The following is a 17,390-nucleotide window of genomic DNA, read 5'->3' as shown; positions in this document are numbered from 1 at the left end:
ATTCGTATCCGGGCCGCCTCAGCCCAACAACTCCCGCACCACCGGTGCCAGCGCCCGGAAGGCGTGGCCGCGGTGGCTGATGGCGTTCTTCTCGGCGGGGGTCAGTTCGGCGCAGGTGCGGGTGTCGCCGAGGGGCTGGAGGACGGGGTCGTAGCCGAAGCCGCCGGTGCCGGCGGGGGTGTGGCGGAGGGTGCCTTCGAGGCGGCCCTCGACGACGCGCTCGGTGCCGTCGGGGAGGGCGAGGGCCGCGGCGCAGGCGAAGTGGGCGGCGCGGTGTTCGTCGGCGATGTCGGAGAGCTGGGCGAGGAGCAGGTCGAGGTTGGCCTGATCGTCGCCGTGCCGGCCGGCCCAGCGGGCGGAGAAGATGCCGGGCGCGCCGCCGAGGACGTCGACGCAGAGGCCGGAGTCGTCGGCGACGGCCGGGTGGCCGGTGGCTCGGGCGAGGGCGTGGGCCTTGAGGAGGGCGTTCTCGGCGAAGGTCACGCCGGTTTCCCTGACGTCGGGGACGTCGGGGTAGGCGTCGGCGCCGACGAGGTCGACGTCGAGGTCGGCGGCTTCCAGGATGGCCCGGAGTTCGGTGACCTTGCCGGCGTTGCGGGTGGCGAGGATGAGGCGACGGGGGCTTTCGGGGCGTCCACCGGTGTGAGGCTGCATGGGACGTGATTATCCCGGTGTGCAGATCTTGGTCATCTCGCTGGTCCCGTCGACGATGGGCTGGATGTCGGGGGCCTTGTTGTGGTCGAGGGCCTGACGGGCGGCCTTGATGCCGTCGTTGGTCTTGTCGACGGCCTTGGCCAGGGCGGGGTCGTCCGCGTCCTTGCTGAGCTTCTTCAGGTTGCTGTCGATGTTGTCGAGGGCCTGTTCGGTCTTCTGCGGGTCGGTGAGGGCGTTGTCCGCGGCCTGCTGGAGCTTGTCGACGGCGTTGACGGCGGAGGTGGCGGCGTGGGCGCAGTCCATGGCCTTGTTGACCGCTCCGCAGGCGGAGAGCAGCGGTATCGCCAGGGTGGCGGCGGTTAACGCGGCGAGCGCGGTGACGGCGGGGCGGCGGTGCGGGCGCGGGGCCATGGTGCGGTTCCTTCCTTCGGGTCATGCTCGGGCAAAGGAAGAAACGCGGGCCCGGGTGGTTTGGTTGCCCGGCCGCCGGTGCGGGGTCGAGGATCGGACATCCGGGGACGGCGAGGCTCGGGGCCCGGAAGCGGAACCGCTCCCGCCTGTCAGACGGAGCAGAGCCCGCCGCCCCGGCCAGGCGAGGCAGAGCCCGCCCCCGCCGGTCACGCGAAGGAGAGTCCGCCCCCGCGGCCACACGAAACGGTGCCCGCCCCCGCCGCTCAGATCAGGCCGGTCTGGGTGAGCAGCATGGCGAGGACGACGACGAGGGTCCAGCCGAGGAGGTGTTCCAGGAGCCGGGAGTCGTCCTGGGGCCCGCCGGTGCGGGCGCGGACGCGGGGCGCGGTCACGGCAGTTGTGGGCATGGGGCCACCATGCGCCGCCCGCGGGGGCTTTTCCAGGGGCGCGGGCCCTATTGAGAAAAGGGTCACAGGAGGTCACAGGGGGAGGTTTCGGGCTCCTCCCCCTGTGGCGCGGACGTGCGGCGGCGGGTGTCTCAGAGGGTGCGGGCCAGTGCCGCGCGCTGGGCCTCGGTGAGGTCGGCGCAGCCGGCGACGGCGAGGTCGAGGAGGGCGTTGAGTTCCTCGCGGGCGAAGGGCTCGGCCTCGGCGGTGCCCTGGACCTCGACGAAGCGGCCGTCGCCGGTGCAGACGACGTTCATGTCGGTCTCGGCGCGGACGTCCTCCTCGTAGCAGAGGTCGAGGAGGGGGGTGCCGCCGACGATGCCGACGCTGACGGCGGAGACGGTGCCGGTCAGCGGCTTGCGGCCGTGCTTGATGAGCTTCTTGCCCTGGGCCCATGCGACGGCGTCGGCGAGGGCGACATAGGCGCCGGTGATGGCGGCGGTGCGGGTGCCGCCGTCGGCCTGGAGGACGTCGCAGTCCAGGACGATGGTGTTCTCGCCGAGGGCCTTGTAGTCGATGACGGCGCGCAGGGAGCGGCCGATGAGGCGGCTGATCTCGTGGGTGCGGCCGCCGATCTTGCCGCGGACGGATTCGCGGTCGCCGCGGGTGTTGGTGGAGCGGGGCAGCATCGAGTACTCGGCGGTGACCCAGCCCTCGCCGGTGCCCTTGCGCCAGCGCGGGACGCCTTCGGTGACGGAGGCGGTGCAGAAGACTTTGGTGTCGCCGAAGGAGATGAGGACGGAGCCTTCGGCGTGCTTGCTCCAGCCGCGTTCGATGGTGACCGGGCGGAGTTGTTCGGGGGTGCGGCCGTCGATGCGAGACATGGCACAGACCCTATCGGGAACGGCGAGGGCCCCACTCCGGGGCGGTGGACGTCCGGGGCGGGGCCTTCGGGAGCGGCGGCCTGGCGGCCGGCTCGTCAGCTCACATCATGTCTTCGATCTCGGCGGCGATGGGGTCCGCGTCGGTGCCGATGACGACCTGGATCGCGGTGCCCATCTTGACGACGCCGTGGGCGCCGGCGGCCTTGAGGGCGGCCTCGTCGACGAGGGAGGAGTCGACGACCTCGGTGCGGAGGCGGGTGATGCAGCCCTCGACCTCCTCGATGTTGTCGAGTCCGCCGAGCCCGGCGACGATCTTCTCAGCCTTGCTGGCCATGTCCACTCCTGCTTGTCTCGGCCGCCGGCGGTTCCGCCGTGCGGTTTTCACACCGTAACGCACGTTCAGCCCAACTACGTGGGCGTTTGTCCGCCGTCTGACGAAGGATGGCGATCACCGGAGTGCACACCGGGACGACGTGCACCACGAGTGGTCTACACCACCAGTATGCGGCAAGCGCGAGGCCGGTTGCCGACGGGCCGACTGCCGGGAGGACACGGATGAGTTCGGACGCAGCGCCGGCGGCACCGTGGCGGAACTGGGGGGCACATCTCTTCCAGACTCTGCAGAAGATGGGGCGCAGTCTGCAGCTGCCGATTGCCGTCCTGCCCGCTGCGGGGATTCTCAACCGCCTCGGCCAGCCGGATGTGTTCGGCGCGGACGGGCTGGGGTGGGACGCCGTCGGCAAGGTCTTCGCGGCCGCGGGCGGTGCGCTGCTGGATTCGGGGCTCGGGCTGCCGCTGCTGTTCTGCATCGGTGTGGCGATCGGGATGGCCAAGAAGGCGGACGGGTCGACGGCGCTGGCCGCGGTGACCGGCTTCCTCGTCTACTTCTCGGTCATGCACGCGTTCCCGGCGGGCTGCGCGGCGGGCCAGTCGTACACCCAGGCGGGCCTGTGGAGCGGGGTGTGCGTGGACAGGACGCTGACGGTGACCCAGGCGTCCTTCCAGAACCCGGGGGTGTTCGGCGGGATCGTCATGGGGTTCCTGTCCGCCTGGCTCTGGCAGCGCTTCCACCGGGTGAAGCTGGTGGACTGGCTGGGCTTCTTCAACGGCCGCCGGCTGGTGCCGATCATCATGGCCTTCGTGGGCCTGGTGTTCGCGGTGCTGTGCCTGTTCGTCTGGCAGCCGGTCGGTGACGCGCTGACGAGCTTCAGCGAGTGGTTGTCGGGGCTGGGGGCGTGGGGCGCGGGGATCTTCGGCGTCGCCAACCGCGCGCTGCTGGTGATCGGCCTGCACCAGTTCCTGAACACGTTCGTCTGGTTCCAGTTCGGCAGCTTCACCAAGCCGGACGGCACGGTCGTGCACGGTGACATCAACCGGTTCCTGGCGGGCGACCCGCATGCGGGGCAGTTCACCACCGGGTTCTTCCCGATCATGATGTTCGCGCTGCCGGCCGCGGCGCTGGCGATCGCCCACTGCGCCAAGCCGCATCGCCGCAAGGAGATCGCGGGGATGATGCTGTCGGTCGGCCTGACGTCGTTCGTGACGGGGGTGACCGAGCCGATCGAGTACTCGTTCCTGTTCGTGGCGCCCGCGCTGTACGTGATCCATGCCGTGCTGACGGGGGTGTCGATGGGGGTGAGCTGGGCGCTGGGGGTGCACGACAGCTTCAGCTTCTCGGCGGGCCTGATCGACTACGTCATCAACTGGGGCCTGGCCACCAAGCCCTGGCTGATCATCCCCATCGGGCTGTGCTTCGCGGTGGTCTACTACACCCTCTTCCGTTTCGTGATCACGAAGTTCCGCCTGCCGACGCCCGGCCGCGAGCCGGACGAGGTGGGCGACGCGATGGAGCGGGAGAACGTGAAGTAGCGGGGCGGCAAGGCCCCCCGCGCCGCCCCCGCACCCCCTCCGCCGGCCCCCGGGATCTCCTCCCCGGGGGCCGGTTGTCGTGTGGTCCACACCACTTGGAAGAATGGATTCCTTTATGTCGGGTCTACGTGCTAAGAATGGTCTAAACCACTAGTGGTGTAGACCAAGGTGTAGACCAAGTGCGGGCCGTCCCCCCTTCGAGTGCCCGCCTCACCAGGAGGAATCCGATGAGTACGGCCACCGCCACCAAGGCGGCTCCCGCGAAGAAGCGGGGATCCGGCCTGTTCCAGGGCCTGCAGAAGATCGGCCGCAGCCTCCAGCTGCCGATCGCCGTCCTGCCCGCCGCGGGCATCCTCAACCGCCTCGGCCAGCCGGACGTCTTCGGCGAGAAGGGCCTCGGCTGGATCGCCGTCAGCAAGGTCTTCGCGGCGGCCGGCGGCGCGGTCTTCGACAACCTCCCGATGCTGTTCTGCATAGGCGTGGCCATCGGCTTCGCGAAGAAGGCCGATGGCTCCACGGCGCTCGCCGCGCTGGTCGGCTTCCTGGTCTACAGCAATGTCCTCAAGGCGTTCCCGGTCACGGAAGGCCATATCGAGAAGGGCAAGTGGGTCGAGCCGGTCCTCAACAACCCCGGCGTCCTCGGCGGCATCATCATGGGCCTGCTCGCCGCGGTCCTGTGGCAGCGCTACCACCGCAAGAAGCTGGTGGACTGGCTGGGCTTCTTCAACGGCCGCCGGCTCGTCCCGATCATCATGGCGTTCGTGGGCACCGCCGTCGGCGTGCTCTTCCTGCTGATCTGGGAGCCCATCGGCAGCGCCATCTCCAGCTTCGGCGAGTGGATGACGGGCCTGGGCGCGGGCGGGGCCGGCCTGTTCGGTCTGATCAACCGCGCGCTGCTGCCGATCGGCATGCACCAGTTCGTCAACACCGTCTCGTGGTTCCAGCTCGGTGACTTCACCGACGCCGCCGGCAAGGTCGCGCACGGCGACATCGGCCGCTTCTTCGCCGGCGACCCCACCGCCGGGCAGTTCATGTCCGGCTTCTTCCCGATCATGATGTTCGGCCTGCCGGCCGCCGCCCTCGCCATCGCGCACTGCGCCCGCCCCGAGCGCCGCAAGGCCGTCCTGGGCATGATGATCTCGCTCGCGCTGACCTCGTTCGTCTGCGGCATCACCGAGCCGATCGAGTTCTCGTTCATGTTCATCGCCCCGGTGCTCTACGGCATCCACGCCGTGCTGACCGCCGTCTCCATGGCCCTGACCTGGGCGCTCGGCGTGCACGACGGGTTCACCTTCTCCGCCGGCTTCATCGACTACGCGCTGAACTGGAACCTGGCCACCAAGCCCTGGATGATCATTCCGATCGGCCTGGTCTTCGCCGCCGTCTACTACCTGCTGTTCCGCTTCGCGATCACCAAGTTCAACCTCACCACCCCGGGCCGGGAGCCCGAGGAGGAGGTCGAGGACCTGACGAAGGCGTGAGCCCCGCAGGCCCCGCGCGGCACGAGGGCCCCGGAACCACTCGGTTCCGGGGCCCTTCGCCGTCGTCCGCCGCGTGCGGTCGCCGCGCGCCGCGCGCCCCGGCTCAGACCTCGTAGACCGCGCCCGCCTCGGCGACCTCGACCGGTCCGTCGTAGACCTTCTGGGCGTCGCGGACGCTGATGGCCGGGTCGGTCCACGGCGGGATGTGGGTCAGCACCAGCCGCCCCACGCCGGCCTTCGTGGCGACCTCGCCGGCCTCCCGGCCGTTGAGGTGCAGGTCGGGGATGTCTTCCTTGCCGTAGGTGAAGGACGCCTCGCACAGGAAGAAGTCGCTGCCCGCGGCGAGGCGCTCCAGCGCGTCGCAGGGACCGGTGTCGCCGGAGTACGTCAGGGACCTGCCGCCGTGTTCGATGCGGAAGGCGAAGGACTCCACGGGGTGGCTGACCCGCTCGGTGCGGATCGTGAACGGCCCGATGGTGAAGGTGCCCGGCGTCAGGGTGCGGAAGTCGAAGACCTCGCTCATGGCACCGTCGTAGGGCAGGTCGGCGTGCGCGACGGTCAGCCTGCGCTCGGTGCCGGCCGGCCCGTGGACCGGCATCGGGGCGCACCGTCCGCCGTCCGGGCGGTAGTAGCGCACCACGAAGTAGCCGCACAGGTCGATGCAGTGGTCGGCGTGCAGGTGCGACAGGAGTACGGCGTCCAGGTCGTAGAGGCCGATGTGGCGCTGCAGCTCGCCCAGGGCGCCGTTGCCCATGTCGAGGAGCAGCCTGAAGCCGTCGGCCTCCAGGAGGTAGCTCGAACAGGCCGATTCCATCGAAGGGAACGACCCCGAGCATCCGACGACGGTGAGCTTCATAGCGGGCGTGAACCTCCGTGGGCGGGGGCGGCGGACGGGGGCCTCCCCCCTGCTCGGACGCAGTGGAGAGCGCGGGGAAGGCTCCATGCGGGGCTTCCCGGCGGGGCCTTGCCGGGTGGTGCCGGGTCCTTGGCGGTCGGTGCGGTGCCCCCGAGCGTAAGGCGCAAAGGGGGCTGTGACTCCTCCGGCGGGGCGAGCTGTGGGCGGAATCACCAGTCTGGGCTGTCGCCCCGTACGCCCGTGCGCCCGTACGCCCGTGAGCGCTCGCGGTGGCGGTACCGCCGGATGCGTCGCCGGCTGTGCCCCGGCCCCTCGCCGCGGGGGCCGGCCGGCGGCGCGGAGAAGACGCCGCGGGGGTGCCCCGGCCCCCGCCGGTGCACCCCCGGATGAACGACGCCCCGCCGCCGGGCGGAGTCCTACGCCCAGAGCTGGCCGTGCAGCGTTTCGATCGCCGCTTCCGTGGTCTCGGCGGTGTACACGCCGGTGGAGAGGTACTTCCAGCCTCCGTCGGCGACGACGAAGACGATGTCGGCGCCGCGGCCCGCCTTGACGGCCTTCTGGCCGACGCCGATCGCGGCGTGCAGCGCCGCGCCGGTGGAGATGCCCGCGAAGATGCCCTCCTCGGCGAGGAGTTCACGGGTGCGGCGCACCGCGTCGTGTGAGCCCACCGAGAACCGCGTGGTGAGCACGGACTCGTCGTAGAGCTCGGGGATGAAGCCCTCGTCGAGGTTGCGCAGGCCGTAGACGACGTCGTCGTAGCGCGGCTCGGCGGCGACGATCTGCACGCCGGGCACCTTCTCGCGCAGGTAGCGCCCGACGCCCATGAGCGTGCCGGTGGTGCCCAGACCGGCCACGAAGTGGGTCACGGAGGGCAGGTCGGCGAGGATCTCGGGGCCGGTGGTGGCGTAGTGCGCACCGGCGTTGTCGGGGTTGCCGTACTGGTAGAGCATCACCCAGTCGGGGTGCTCGGCGGACAGCTCCTTGGCCACCCGGACGGCGGTGTTGGAGCCGCCCGCGGCGGGCGAGGAGATGATCTCGGCGCCCCACATGGCGAGCAGCTCGCGCCGCTCGGAGGAGGTGTTCTCCGGCATGACGCACACGATGCGGTAGCCCTTGAGCTTGGCCGCCATGGCGAGCGAGATGCCGGTGTTTCCGCTGGTCGGCTCCAGGATGGTGCAGCCGGGGGTGAGCCGGCCGTCCTTCTCGGCCTGTTCGATCATGTGCAGCGCGGGGCGGTCCTTGACCGAGCCCGTGGGGTTGCGGTCCTCCAGCTTCGCCCAGATGCGGACGTCCTCGGAGGGGGACAGGCGCGGGAGGCGGACGAGAGGGGTGTTCCCGACCGCCGCCAGCGGGGAGTCGTACCGCACGTCAGACCAGCCCAGCCCGTCGCCCGACCGCCACCCCGGCCGGACGCGGCTTCGCCGCGGCAGATCCACCCGCCACCGCCGGGAGGATCGTCACGCTGTCGCCGTCGGCGAGCTTGGTGGAGATGCCTTCCAGGAAGCGGACGTCCTCGTCGTTGAGGTAGACGTTCACGAAGCGGCGCAGCTGCTCGCCGTCGACAAGGCGCTCGCGGATGCCGGCGTGCCGGCTCTCCAGGTCGGTGAAGAGGTCGGCGAGGGTGTCTCCGCTGCCCTCGACGGCCTTCTGGCCGTCGGTGTAGGTGCGCAGGATGGTGGGGATTCGGACCTCGATGGCCATGAGAGTGCTCCTGTCGGAGTGCGGTGGCGGGGGCGGTGCGTCCCGGGTGCACGGCGCTACGGCGTGCCGGGAGGGCGTCGGGTGACGCCGGGAGGTGCGGGCGGTGCGGGGCGCGTGCCGCGCGCCCGTACGGGCCGGGTCAGGCGGCGGCGCAGCGCGGACAGATGGCGCTGGACAGGCGGCACAGATCGACGTGCAGCCGGGCGGCTCCGCAGCCGAACGCGCCGAGCAGTGCCGATGCGGAGCGACGCGTGGCGAGCGGAGCGAGCAGCAGCTTGCCCGGCTCCTTCTGCTTCTCGCTCACGACGTGGTCAACCATGCGGTCATCGTATCGATTCCCGGTCCGGGTATTGGAACCGTGTCCCATGATGCGGACGATTGGCGTACACCAGGTGGGACGGACTCAGGAGTAGGCCGCCACGACCTCGACCTCTTCCTCGGTGACCTCGCCGTCGACGATCCGGTAGGAGCGGAACTGGAAGGGCCCGGCGTCATCGGCGTCGGCGGTCGATACCAGGACATAGTGGGCGCCCGGCTCGTTGGCGTAGGAGAGGTCGGTGCGCGAGGGGTAGGCCTCGGTGGCGGTGTGCGAGTGGTAGATGATCACGGGTTCCTCGTCCCGGTCGTCCATCTCGCGGTAGAGCCTGAGCAGGTCGGCGGAGTCGAATTCGTAGAACGTGGGCGACCGGGCGGCGTTCAGCATCGGGATGAACCGCTCGGGGCGGCCACTGCCCGCCGGGCCCGCGATCACGCCGCAGGCCTCGTCGGGGTGGTCCTGGCGGGCGTGCTCGACGATCTGGTCGAAGAGCGCCTTGGTGAGGGTCAGCATGGCGCCAAGAATAGACAGCGGGCCCGTACGTACCGAAGCGTGGTACGTACGGGCCCGCATGCTGGACGGACGGGGGTTTCGCCCCGGTTCCGCCCGAGAGGTGCCGGTCAGCCCTCGGTGCTCTTGGCGGGAGCGTCCTGCGCCGTACCGGCCGTCAGGCCGTTCGCCGCGTCCCGCCGCTTGATGCAGAGGTAGCCGACGCCCAGGATGAGCGCCCACACGGGAGCCGCGTAGAGCGAGATCCGCGCGTCGGGGTCGACGCCCATCATCACGATCACCATGGCGATGAACGCCAGCGCGAAGACCGAGGTGTAGGGGCTGCCGGGAGCCTTGAACTCGGACTGCGGCAGCTCGCCGCGGTTCGCCTTGGCGCGGTAGCGCAGCTGCGAGGCCAGGATGACGATCCACGCCCACATACCGGAGATGGTGGCGAAGGAGACGACGTAGTTGAACGCCTCGCCGGGCCACTGGTAGTTGATGTAGACGCCGAAGAGCATCATCGCGACCGAGACGCCGGTGCCCCAGGTGGGCAGGCCGTTCTTGCTGAGCCTGGTGAAGAACTTCGGGCCCTGACCGTTGAGCGCGAGGTCGCGCAGCATCCGGCCGGTGGAGTACATGCCGGAGTTGGCCGAGGAGAGCGCGGCGGTCAGCACGACGAAGTTGACGATGCCGGCGCCGGCGGGCAGGCCGATCTGCTGGAAGGCGGCGACGAAGGGGCTGACGCCCGGCTTGAAGACCGTCCAGCTGACGACGGACAGGATGATGATCAGCGCACCGATGTAGAAGAGGCCGATCCGCCACGGCACGGTGTTGATCGCCTTGGGCAGGACCTTCTTCGGGTTGGTCGCCTCGCCCGCGGTGACGCCGACGAGTTCGACGGCGAGGAAGGCGAACATCACGATCTGCAGCGTCATCAGCGTGCCGCCGATGCCCTTGGGGAAGAAGCCGCCGTGGGACCACAGGTTGGCGAAGGAGGCGGTGTCGCCGGCGTCGGAGAAGCCGAGCGTGATCACGCCGAGGCCGATCAGGATCATGCCGATGATCGCGGTGACCTTGACCATCGAGAACCAGAATTCCAGCTCACCGAAGATCTTCACGGAGATCAGGTTGATACCGAAGAGCGCGACGGTGAAGACCAGCGCCGCCGCCCATTGGGGTATGCCCTTGTTCCAGTACTGCACATACGTGGCCGCGGCGGTCACTTCGGTGATGCCGGTGACGACCCAGAACAGCCAGTACGTCCAGCCGGTCACGAAGCCGATGAAGGGGCCGAGGAATTCGCGGCCGTACTCCGAGAAAGATCCCGAGACGGGCCGGTACATGAGCAGCTCGCCCAGGGCCCGCATGATGAAGAAGATGACGAGACCGACGATGGCGTAGGCGAGGATGATGCTCGGCCCGGCCATCGAGATCGCCTTGCCGGCTCCGAGAAAGAGACCGGTACCGATGGCGCCACCAATGGCGATCATCTGGATCTGACGGTTTCCCAGACCCCGCTGATAGCCCTCTTCGGGGGCCTTCTCAGCTGCCTCACTGCCGTCGTGTTGCTTGTCGACCTGCACAGAGGTCATGTGTGGTGCGCCTTTCTCCATTCCGACCCGGTCTGTCCGGATCGGGTCCCGATCCCCCCGGATGGAGTTCCTGCACGCCGACGGTCGGCCGGCACAGCGCTCCCGCGGCGACAGGGGTGGCGTCGCTCACGGCAGGTCGTGAACATGTATCACGGCGTCTCTGAGATCGCCTAGGGATGGCGCAAATCAAACCACGAGAAAAAGAGGACAAGGCCCTCGAAGTGCCGCAATTCACATGGCGGCGGTGATGCGATCGTTATCCGGATTTGAGCCTCCGCTGAGCGAACACCCCGGAAACATCGGGGGTACTACGCCCGGATTTCAGCCCATCAGGGACTCGACGAGAGTCTCCTGGAGACCCCCGAGCCACAGATACGCCATCACCATCGGCTTGCGCGGATCGCTGTCCGGGAGCCTCAGCAGCTCGCCGCCGTCCTCTTCATCGGTCACTTCAAGCCGCGTTCCGATGGCCAGCCTGAGGTCGTTGAGAGCTCCCAGCCACTGCCGGCACTCACGGGCGTCGAGGCGGAGCGTCGCGCTGTCGCCGGCGGGCGCCAGGGTGTCCAGCGCGCGGATCAGCGCGAGGGCGTCCTCGCGCTTGCGGGCCCGCAGGTCGTTCTCGGTGTAGCGGCGGAATTCCGCGGCGGCGGCGCGCACGTCGTCGTCCGGGACGAGGTCGGGCCCGCCGTAGGCGTCGGGGAAGAGGCGGGCCAGCACCGGGTCGGCGGGCGGCTCGCTGGGACCGTCGTTGAAGACCGACGCCAGCAGGTCGTCACCCTCGCGCCCGCCGGTCTCCTCGCCCGGACCGATCAGCTCCATCAGCTGGACGGCGAGGCTGCGCAGGATGGAGATCTCGACCTCGTCGAGGGGGACGGCGGCGCCGCCGCCGGGCTGCGGCTCGAAGTGCCCGGTCATCGGCGGTCCTGCTGGAGGGTCGCCCACAGGCCGTAGCCGTGCATGGCCTGCACGTCGCGTTCCATCTCCTCGCGGCTACCGCTGGAGACCACCGCGCGTCCCTTGTGATGGACGTCGAGCATCAACTGGTGCGCCTTGTCCTTGGAGTAGCCGAAGTACGACTGGAACACGTACGAGACGTAGCTCATGAGGTTGACCGGGTCGTTGTGGACGATCGTGACCCACGGGACGTCGGGTTCGAGGGCCTCGAAGGGGGCCTCGCTCGACTCGGGGCGCTCGGTCTCGACCGGGACACTGAGGGTGCAGCGATGCGGCCGGAGCGTGATCGTGGGTGACGGGTGGGCGCTCACAGGCCCCATGCTGCCACCCGGGGGCGTGCGACGCACAAATGCCCCTCGCGCGGGCCGCGTCGGCGAGCCGCCCACGGGGCCCGCGGGCGGTCTTTTGTCGCCCCCGGAGCACTATCGTCAAAGTGACGAGTAATGGGGGTAGCATCGTCCCCATGAACACAGCAGACCTGGGGCTGCCGGTGGCCGTGCCGTCGACTGCGCTCTTCACCGACCAGTACGAACTCACCATGCTGCAGGCCGCGTTGCGGTCCGGCACCGCGGAACGGCGCTCGGTCTTCGAGGTCTTCACCCGCCGGCTCCCCGAGGGCCGCCGCTACGGCGTGGTGGCCGGCACCGGCCGGGTGCTGGACGCGGTGGAGAACTTCCGCTTCGACGAGACGATCCTCGGCTTCCTGCGCGAGCGCGCCATCCTCGACGAGCCGACGCTGCGGTGGCTGGCGGACTTCCGCTTCCGCGGCGACATCTGGGGCTACCCGGAGGGCGAGGTCTACTTCCCCGGCTCCCCGATCATGCGGGTCGAGGGCACCTTCGCCGAGGCGGTCCTCCTGGAGACGGTGATCCTCTCGATCCTCAACCACGACTCCGCGGTGGCGGCGGCCGCCTCCCGGATGTCGGTGGCGGCCGGCGACCGCCCGCTGATGGAGATGGGCGCCCGGCGCACCCACGAGCTCTCCGCGGTGGCCGCGTCCCGCGCCGCCTACGTCGGCGGCTTCCACACCACGTCCGACCTGGCGGCCGGCTTCCGCTACCACATCCCCACCGTCGGAACCAGCGCCCACGCCTTCACCCTGCTCCACGACACCGAGCGGGACGCCTTCACCGCGCAGGTCGACAGCCTCGGCAGCGGCACCACCCTGCTCGTGGACACCTTCGACGTCACCGAGGCGGTGCGCACCGCCGTGGAGGTGGCCGGGCCCGGCCTGGGCGCCGTCCGGATCGACTCCGGCGACCTGCTGCTGATCGCCCACCGGGTGCGCCAGCAGCTGGACGAGCTGGGCGCCACCAAGACCAGGATCGTGGTCACCAGCGATCTGGACGAGTACGCCATCGCCTCGCTGGCCGCCGCGCCGGTGGACGCGTACGGCGTCGGCACCCAGCTGGTGACCGGCAGCGGGCACCCGACCTGCTCGATGGTCTACAAGCTCGTCGCCCGCGCCGACAGCGAGGAGCCCGGGACGCCGCTGCGGCCGGTGGCGAAGAAGTCGATGGGCGCCAAGACCTCGCTCGGCGGCCGCAAGTGGGCCGCGCGCCGGCTCGACGAGGACGGGGTGGCCGTGGCCGAGGTCATCGGCACCGGCCCGGTCCCGGCGGAGCTGGCCGACCAGCAGCTGTCGGTGCCGCTGGTGAGCGCCGGCGAGGTGGTGGCCCGCGAGCCGCTGGACGCCGCCCGCGCCCGGCACATCGCCGCCCGCGCCCGGCTGCCGCTGTCGGCGACCCAGCTCTCCCGCGGCGAGCCCGTCCTGGCGACCGAGTACGTCTGACCCGGCGCCCCGGCCCGGCGCCCGGCCGGACGGCGGGCCGCCGGGCCGCCGGGCGCGGGCGGCGGCGCCGGACCCCGGCCGGGGTGCGCCGGGCCCGGCATCCGCCGTGCCGCGGGGCTCCGGACCACTCCCGCAATCCCCCGCCAGTGGCTACCCTCGGTCACATCACCGCTCTCCGCGCCCCTCCCCCGATTCCCAGCCGGAAGGCACGCACCATGCACCGGGCTTTGATCGTCGTCGACGTGCAGAACGACTTCTGCGAGGGCGGCAGCCTCGCGGTGGCGGGAGGCGCGGATGTCGCGGCGGCCATCACCGATCTGATCGGCCAGGCGGCCGGCGGCTGCTACCGCCACGTCGTCGCCACCCGCGACCACCACATCGACCCCGGCGACCACTTCTCCGCCACCCCGGACTACGAGCACTCCTGGCCGGTGCACTGCGTGGCCGGCACGGAGGGCAGCGGCTTCCACCCCAATTTCGCCCCGGCGCTCGCCTCCGGCGCCATCGACGCGGTCTTCGACAAGGGCTCCCACACCGGCGCCTACAGCGGCTTCGAGGGCACGGACGAGAACGGCGTCCCGCTCGCCGACTGGCTGCGCGCCCACCACGTCGGCGAGGTCGACGTGGTCGGCATCGCCACCGACCACTGCGTGCGCGCCACCGCCCTGGACGCGGTCCGCGCCGGGCTGCGCACCCGTGTCCTGCTGGACCTGACCGCCGGGGTGGCCGCGCACACCACCGAGCGGGCGCTGGAGGAGCTGCGGGCGGCCGGCGCCGAGCTGACCGGCAAGCCGGTGGTGCTCGGCGCCTGAGCCGCCCGCGGGGGCCGTCAGGCGGCCGACGCGGGGCGCTCGTCGTCCCCGTCCGGGCCCTGCCCGCCGACCGGGAACGCCGGATCGCGCAGCAGCGCGCGTATCGGGTGCCAGGACTCGGTGTCGTCCTCCGGGGTCTGGCGCCAGACCAGGCCGTCGGGGTGGTGCAGTACGGCCGTGATCTCGTCGGGCGTGGGCGGCTCGGTGTTGCCGCGCAGGTAGACGGCCCGCAGCCCGAGGTTGCGCAGCCTGGTCAGGGCGCGCTGGCGGTTCACGGCGTGGACCAGGACCCGCACCCGGCAACCGCAGTCGTACAGGCCGCCCCGCGCCCCGTGGGGCGGTCTGGGCAGCGAGAGGGCGACCACCACGCTTCCGCCGGGAAGCCTGGTGAAACCGCCGCCGGACATTCTCATATCTCCCCCCGTGAGACTTCGCGTCAACAAGGAACTGTAGAACGCATCTAAACGCTAATCGGCCGCCGCCCGCTAGGGGGCGACGGCCGAATAGCCTCTGACCTGCGATTTTACGTTTTACTTACCGGCGCTGCCCACTCGGAGCGTCACCGTGGAGCCGTCCCGGGCCTCCTTGGTGATCTTGATCTGGGTGCCAGTGTCAGGAACGATCACACCGCCGGTCGGGTTCGCGGTGTCGTAGTAGACGCCGTGCCGGTCGTCGAAGAGGGTCACGCCCGGCTTCGACTTGATCTTGACCGTCTTGCCGTCCTTGTGGAGGGTCAGCGCGTCCGTCCGGGCCCGCGTGAAGGTCGAGTCGTAGGACTGGAAGCGGTTGCGCATCAGCTTGCCGTCGGTCCACCGCTCGGCCTTCGGGTGCGCGTCGACCGGCAGGATCTGCCCGTGGCCCGGGTGCAGGCCGACGTTGTTGTCCGCCTGCGAGGTGTCCCACAGCCAGATCAGCACGCCGTTCTGGTACGGGAAGTGCTCCACCCAGTTCGGCTTGGCGGTGGTCCAGCCGAAGTTGTACGGGCCGGCCTTGAGGGTCTTGTCGTACGACACGTACTGACGGTTCTCGGCGAGGTAGTACTGCGGGTAGTCCTTGGTGAAGGACCCGCCGATGCGCGAGAAGCCCTTGCTGGTCCAGCCGTTGTCGCCGCCCTCGGCGTTGTCGCTGAACAGCGCCTGGCCGTCGGCGGTGACGCCGATGCTGTCGGCCGCGAAGCCCTTCTGCGCCGCGCCGCCGTCGGTCTGGTAGCGGAAGCGGAGGTCGATCTTCTTGCCCGCGTAGGCGTCCAGCGGGTAGACGAGGTCCTGGTAGGCGGCCACGGTGCCGGTCAGGGCGGGCTTGTCGCTGCCGTCACGCGGGATGGCCTTGCCGCCCGCGGTGCCGTCGAGGGCCGTCCAGTTGCTGCCGCCGTCGGTGGAGACCTCGGCGTAGAGGTAGTCGTAGTCCTTCTCGATGTCCCACCAGCCCTTGAGCGCCAGCGACGCCTTGGACTTGCCGGTGAGGTCCACCGGCCGGGTCAGGGTGTTCTTGAGGTCGTCGCCCATGCCGCTCCACCACTGGTGGGAGCCTTCCGCGGGCTGCACGATCTCGGTCTTGACCGCCTTGGCGGGCAGTTCGACGACCACGGCCTGCTTGTTCTTGGTGTTGTACTCGGCGACGCCCAGCTTGTGGGTGGACTTCTTCGCGGCCTTCGCCTTGCCGTAGTTGAGCCAGCCCAGCTGCAGCTTGTCCCAGGCGCTCATGTCGCCGGGCAGGTCGCCGATGGAGTCCTTGCCGGTGCCGAGCCAGGAGCCGCCCGACATCAGCGACCAGAAGTCCACCGAGGACTCGCCGGTGCCGCTGGTGTCGTACTCGTCCGGCAGGCCCAGGTCGTGGCCGTACTCGTGGGCGAAGACGCCGAGGCCGCCGTTCTCCGGCTGCATGGTGTAGTCGCCGACCCAGATGCCGGTGTCGCCGATCTGGGTGCCGCCGGCCTTGTTGGCGGTGGGGCCGGTCTTGCCGGCGTCGGTGCCGTACGCGTACCAGCGGTGCGCCCAGATCGCGTTGGTCTTCTGGACACCGCCGCCCGCGGACTCGTCCTCGCCGGCGTGCACGATCTGGAAGTGGTCGATGTAGCCGTCGGGCTCGTTGAAGTTGCCGTCGCCGTCGTGGTCGTAGCGGTCCCACTGGTCGTACTTGGCGAGGTCGGCCTTGATCTGCGCGTCCGTGCGGCCCTTGGCCTTCTGGTCCTTGGCCCACTGGTTGACGCCGTCGCGGATCAGGTCCCAGGCGCTGGCGCAGTTGGTCTGGCCGCAGTAGTTGGAGCCGTAACGGGCCTCGTTCCAGTCGACCTTGACCCAGTCGGAGACCTCGCCCTGGACCGAGTAACGGCCCGAGGACTGCTTCTCGTAGTACTTGGCCAGCGACTGCTTCTTCTTGTCGTGCGAGAAGTAGAGGTCCTGGAAGTGCTTCTGGTTGAAGTCCTTCTGCCAGGCCGTGCTGTTGTCCGTGGCACGGTCCGGCTTGGCTATCTTGTTGTGCGCCGGGCCGGGGTCGCCGCCGTACTTCTTCACGGGCGGCTTGGGGCCGTCGCCGTCCGGGTCGTACATCGTGGTGTCGTCGACCTTGTCGCCGAAGTCCACGAGGATGGTGAAGATCTTGTCGGTCTTCTGCCGGGCGAGCTCGACGTACTTGCTCTTGCCGAGCTTGACGACCTTGGAGCCGCCCCGCACGGTCGCCTTGGCGTCGCCGGAGATGACCTGCTGGAGGGCTTCCTTGCGCTGAGCGGCCTGCCGGTCGCTGAACGGGCCCTTGAGGTCGTGGTCCACGGTCCGCTCGGGGGCCGGGTCATGGCGCCTGGCGACGGGCGACGGTCCCTGCGCGTCGGCCGCGGCCACCCCCGAAGACAAAGCGGCCGCCCCGATCGCGGCAATCGCCGTGGCCAGGGCGGCCGATCTGAACACCGTTCTGTTGTCTCTCACTTGGCGCTGTCCTCCCCTTCGAACCGGTCACTGTTCGACGGCATTCGACCGGAAGTACGGGGAAAAAGACAGATCTTGACTTGGGCACGTCAGCGAAGTACGTTTCTCGGTCCGCGAGTTACGGGTATCGGACGCCGCGCGGCAGCCCCGCTCCGGGCGCCACCGCGCCGGGCAGAGGTCCGGCGTATATGCCCGCCGGGCATGCGCCCCTGCCCCCAGCAGCCATGACGGCGGCGGGCGCGCGAAGAGGGGGCGGCATCGTGCGCCCC

At 70.1% G+C, this 17,390-nt stretch carries 19 protein-coding genes; 4 read left to right on the top strand and 15 right to left on the bottom strand.

Features of this window, described 5'->3' with window-relative positions:
- Positions 1-18: 18 nt before the first annotated feature.
- The 5 genes from rdgB to K7396_RS23055 form a co-directional block, all read right to left on the bottom strand.
- Positions 19-654, bottom strand: a complete 636-nt coding sequence (gene rdgB, locus K7396_RS23075; protein ID WP_086721021.1) for an RdgB/HAM1 family non-canonical purine NTP pyrophosphatase — start codon at positions 652-654, stop codon at positions 19-21.
- A gap of 9 nt (positions 655-663) precedes the next feature.
- Positions 664-1,065: a hypothetical protein gene (locus K7396_RS23070; RefSeq protein ID WP_086721022.1), complete on the bottom strand. Its 402-nt coding sequence runs from the start codon at positions 1,063-1,065 to the stop codon at positions 664-666.
- A gap of 263 nt (positions 1,066-1,328) precedes the next feature.
- Positions 1,329-1,472 carry an SCO1431 family membrane protein gene (locus K7396_RS23065; protein WP_107421253.1) on the bottom strand — a complete coding sequence of 48 codons (144 nt, stop codon included), beginning with the start codon at positions 1,470-1,472 and terminating at the stop codon, positions 1,329-1,331.
- 131 nt (positions 1,473-1,603) lie between these two features.
- Positions 1,604-2,335, bottom strand: a complete 732-nt coding sequence (gene rph, locus K7396_RS23060) for a ribonuclease PH (protein WP_086721023.1) — start codon at positions 2,333-2,335, stop codon at positions 1,604-1,606.
- 100 nt (positions 2,336-2,435) lie between these two features.
- Positions 2,436-2,675 (bottom strand): glucose PTS transporter subunit EIIB, encoded by a 240-nt coding sequence (locus K7396_RS23055; protein ID WP_208683897.1) that lies wholly within the window; start codon positions 2,673-2,675, stop codon positions 2,436-2,438.
- Between the two features lie 215 nt (positions 2,676-2,890).
- Between K7396_RS23055 and K7396_RS23050 the strand changes: the two genes are divergently transcribed.
- Both K7396_RS23050 and K7396_RS23045 read left to right on the top strand, forming a co-directional pair.
- On the top strand, positions 2,891-4,204 hold the full coding sequence (locus tag K7396_RS23050) for a PTS transporter subunit EIIC (RefSeq protein ID WP_152104459.1): 1,314 nt from the start codon (positions 2,891-2,893) through the stop codon (positions 4,202-4,204).
- Positions 4,205-4,431: 227 nt separating this feature from the next.
- Positions 4,432-5,685 carry a PTS transporter subunit EIIC gene (locus tag K7396_RS23045; protein ID WP_152104460.1) on the top strand — a complete coding sequence of 418 codons (1,254 nt, stop codon included), beginning with the start codon at positions 4,432-4,434 and terminating at the stop codon, positions 5,683-5,685.
- 103 nt (positions 5,686-5,788) lie between these two features.
- Here the strand turns inward: K7396_RS23045 and K7396_RS23040 are convergent, their stop codons facing one another.
- The 8 genes from K7396_RS23040 to clpS all read right to left on the bottom strand — a co-directional run bounded on the left by K7396_RS23040 (position 5,789) and on the right by clpS (position 11,907).
- Positions 5,789-6,541, bottom strand: a complete 753-nt coding sequence (locus tag K7396_RS23040) for an MBL fold metallo-hydrolase (RefSeq protein WP_086720629.1) — start codon at positions 6,539-6,541, stop codon at positions 5,789-5,791.
- 416 nt (positions 6,542-6,957) lie between these two features.
- Positions 6,958-7,908: a PLP-dependent cysteine synthase family protein gene (locus K7396_RS23035; protein WP_086720630.1), complete on the bottom strand. Its 951-nt coding sequence runs from the start codon at positions 7,906-7,908 to the stop codon at positions 6,958-6,960.
- A 1-nt stretch (position 7,909) separates the two neighbouring features.
- Positions 7,910-8,242 (bottom strand): MoaD/ThiS family protein, encoded by a 333-nt coding sequence (locus tag K7396_RS23030; RefSeq protein WP_086720631.1) that lies wholly within the window; start codon positions 8,240-8,242, stop codon positions 7,910-7,912.
- 139 nt (positions 8,243-8,381) lie between these two features.
- Positions 8,382-8,561 carry a putative leader peptide gene (locus K7396_RS23025; protein WP_086720632.1) on the bottom strand — a complete coding sequence of 60 codons (180 nt, stop codon included), beginning with the start codon at positions 8,559-8,561 and terminating at the stop codon, positions 8,382-8,384.
- A gap of 84 nt (positions 8,562-8,645) precedes the next feature.
- Entirely contained in the window at positions 8,646-9,071 is a 426-nt protein-coding gene (locus tag K7396_RS23020; protein ID WP_086720633.1) for a Mov34/MPN/PAD-1 family protein, read from the bottom strand.
- Between the two features lie 107 nt (positions 9,072-9,178).
- Complete coding sequence (locus tag K7396_RS23015) at positions 9,179-10,642, bottom strand: amino acid permease (RefSeq protein ID WP_086720634.1); 1,464 nt, start codon at positions 10,640-10,642, stop codon at positions 9,179-9,181.
- A gap of 321 nt (positions 10,643-10,963) precedes the next feature.
- Positions 10,964-11,557 (bottom strand): DUF2017 domain-containing protein, encoded by a 594-nt coding sequence (locus tag K7396_RS23010; protein ID WP_086720635.1) that lies wholly within the window; start codon positions 11,555-11,557, stop codon positions 10,964-10,966.
- Positions 11,554-11,907, bottom strand: coding sequence for an ATP-dependent Clp protease adapter ClpS (clpS, locus tag K7396_RS23005; protein WP_086720636.1), 354 nt, complete (start codon positions 11,905-11,907; stop codon positions 11,554-11,556). The genes K7396_RS23010 and clpS overlap by 4 nt, the downstream gene beginning before the upstream one ends.
- 152 nt (positions 11,908-12,059) lie before the next feature.
- Between clpS and K7396_RS23000 the strand changes: the two genes are divergently transcribed.
- Together K7396_RS23000 and K7396_RS22995 are read left to right on the top strand one after the other, a co-directional pair.
- Positions 12,060-13,388, top strand: a complete 1,329-nt coding sequence (locus K7396_RS23000; RefSeq protein WP_086720637.1) for a nicotinate phosphoribosyltransferase — start codon at positions 12,060-12,062, stop codon at positions 13,386-13,388.
- 215 nt (positions 13,389-13,603) lie between these two features.
- Positions 13,604-14,200: an isochorismatase family protein gene (locus K7396_RS22995; protein ID WP_086720638.1), complete on the top strand. Its 597-nt coding sequence runs from the start codon at positions 13,604-13,606 to the stop codon at positions 14,198-14,200.
- Positions 14,201-14,217: 17 nt separating this feature from the next.
- Here K7396_RS22995 and K7396_RS22990 read toward each other — a convergent pair whose 3' ends face one another.
- Positions 14,218-14,607: a hypothetical protein gene (locus tag K7396_RS22990; RefSeq protein ID WP_167392822.1), complete on the bottom strand. Its 390-nt coding sequence runs from the start codon at positions 14,605-14,607 to the stop codon at positions 14,218-14,220.
- Positions 14,608-14,730: 123 nt separating this feature from the next.
- Complete coding sequence (locus tag K7396_RS22985; protein ID WP_086720640.1) at positions 14,731-17,121, bottom strand: immune inhibitor A domain-containing protein; 2,391 nt, start codon at positions 17,119-17,121, stop codon at positions 14,731-14,733.
- Positions 17,122-17,390: the final 269 nt, after the last annotated feature.

The organism is Streptomyces angustmyceticus (assembly GCF_019933235.1).
In the GTDB taxonomy this organism is placed as follows: Bacteria; Actinomycetota; Actinomycetes; order Streptomycetales; family Streptomycetaceae; genus Streptomyces; species Streptomyces angustmyceticus.
The sequence above is the reverse complement of the archived record's forward strand: the minus strand, read 5'-3'. Positions and strand labels throughout refer to the sequence as shown.

Coding starts and splice junctions, on each gene's coding strand:
- K7396_RS22990 (WP_167392822.1), bottom strand. CDS start 14,607: ATGTCCGGCGGCGGTTTCACCAGGCTTCCCGGCGGAAGCGTGGTGGTC.
- K7396_RS22995 (WP_086720638.1), top strand. CDS start 13,604: ATGCACCGGGCTTTGATCGTCGTCGACGTGCAGAACGACTTCTGCGAG.
- K7396_RS23045 (WP_152104460.1), top strand. CDS start 4,432: ATGAGTACGGCCACCGCCACCAAGGCGGCTCCCGCGAAGAAGCGGGGA.
- K7396_RS23030 (WP_086720631.1), bottom strand. CDS start 8,242: ATGGCCATCGAGGTCCGAATCCCCACCATCCTGCGCACCTACACCGAC.
- K7396_RS23000 (WP_086720637.1), top strand. CDS start 12,060: ATGAACACAGCAGACCTGGGGCTGCCGGTGGCCGTGCCGTCGACTGCG.
- rph (WP_086721023.1), bottom strand. CDS start 2,335: ATGTCTCGCATCGACGGCCGCACCCCCGAACAACTCCGCCCGGTCACC.
- K7396_RS23015 (WP_086720634.1), bottom strand. CDS start 10,642: ATGACCTCTGTGCAGGTCGACAAGCAACACGACGGCAGTGAGGCAGCT.
- K7396_RS23025 (WP_086720632.1), bottom strand. CDS start 8,561: ATGGTTGACCACGTCGTGAGCGAGAAGCAGAAGGAGCCGGGCAAGCTG.
- rdgB (WP_086721021.1), bottom strand. CDS start 654: ATGCAGCCTCACACCGGTGGACGCCCCGAAAGCCCCCGTCGCCTCATC.
- K7396_RS23020 (WP_086720633.1), bottom strand. CDS start 9,071: ATGCTGACCCTCACCAAGGCGCTCTTCGACCAGATCGTCGAGCACGCC.
- K7396_RS23010 (WP_086720635.1), bottom strand. CDS start 11,557: ATGACCGGGCACTTCGAGCCGCAGCCCGGCGGCGGCGCCGCCGTCCCC.
- K7396_RS23040 (WP_086720629.1), bottom strand. CDS start 6,541: ATGAAGCTCACCGTCGTCGGATGCTCGGGGTCGTTCCCTTCGATGGAA.
- K7396_RS23065 (WP_107421253.1), bottom strand. CDS start 1,472: ATGCCCACAACTGCCGTGACCGCGCCCCGCGTCCGCGCCCGCACCGGC.
- K7396_RS23050 (WP_152104459.1), top strand. CDS start 2,891: ATGAGTTCGGACGCAGCGCCGGCGGCACCGTGGCGGAACTGGGGGGCA.
- K7396_RS23070 (WP_086721022.1), bottom strand. CDS start 1,065: ATGGCCCCGCGCCCGCACCGCCGCCCCGCCGTCACCGCGCTCGCCGCG.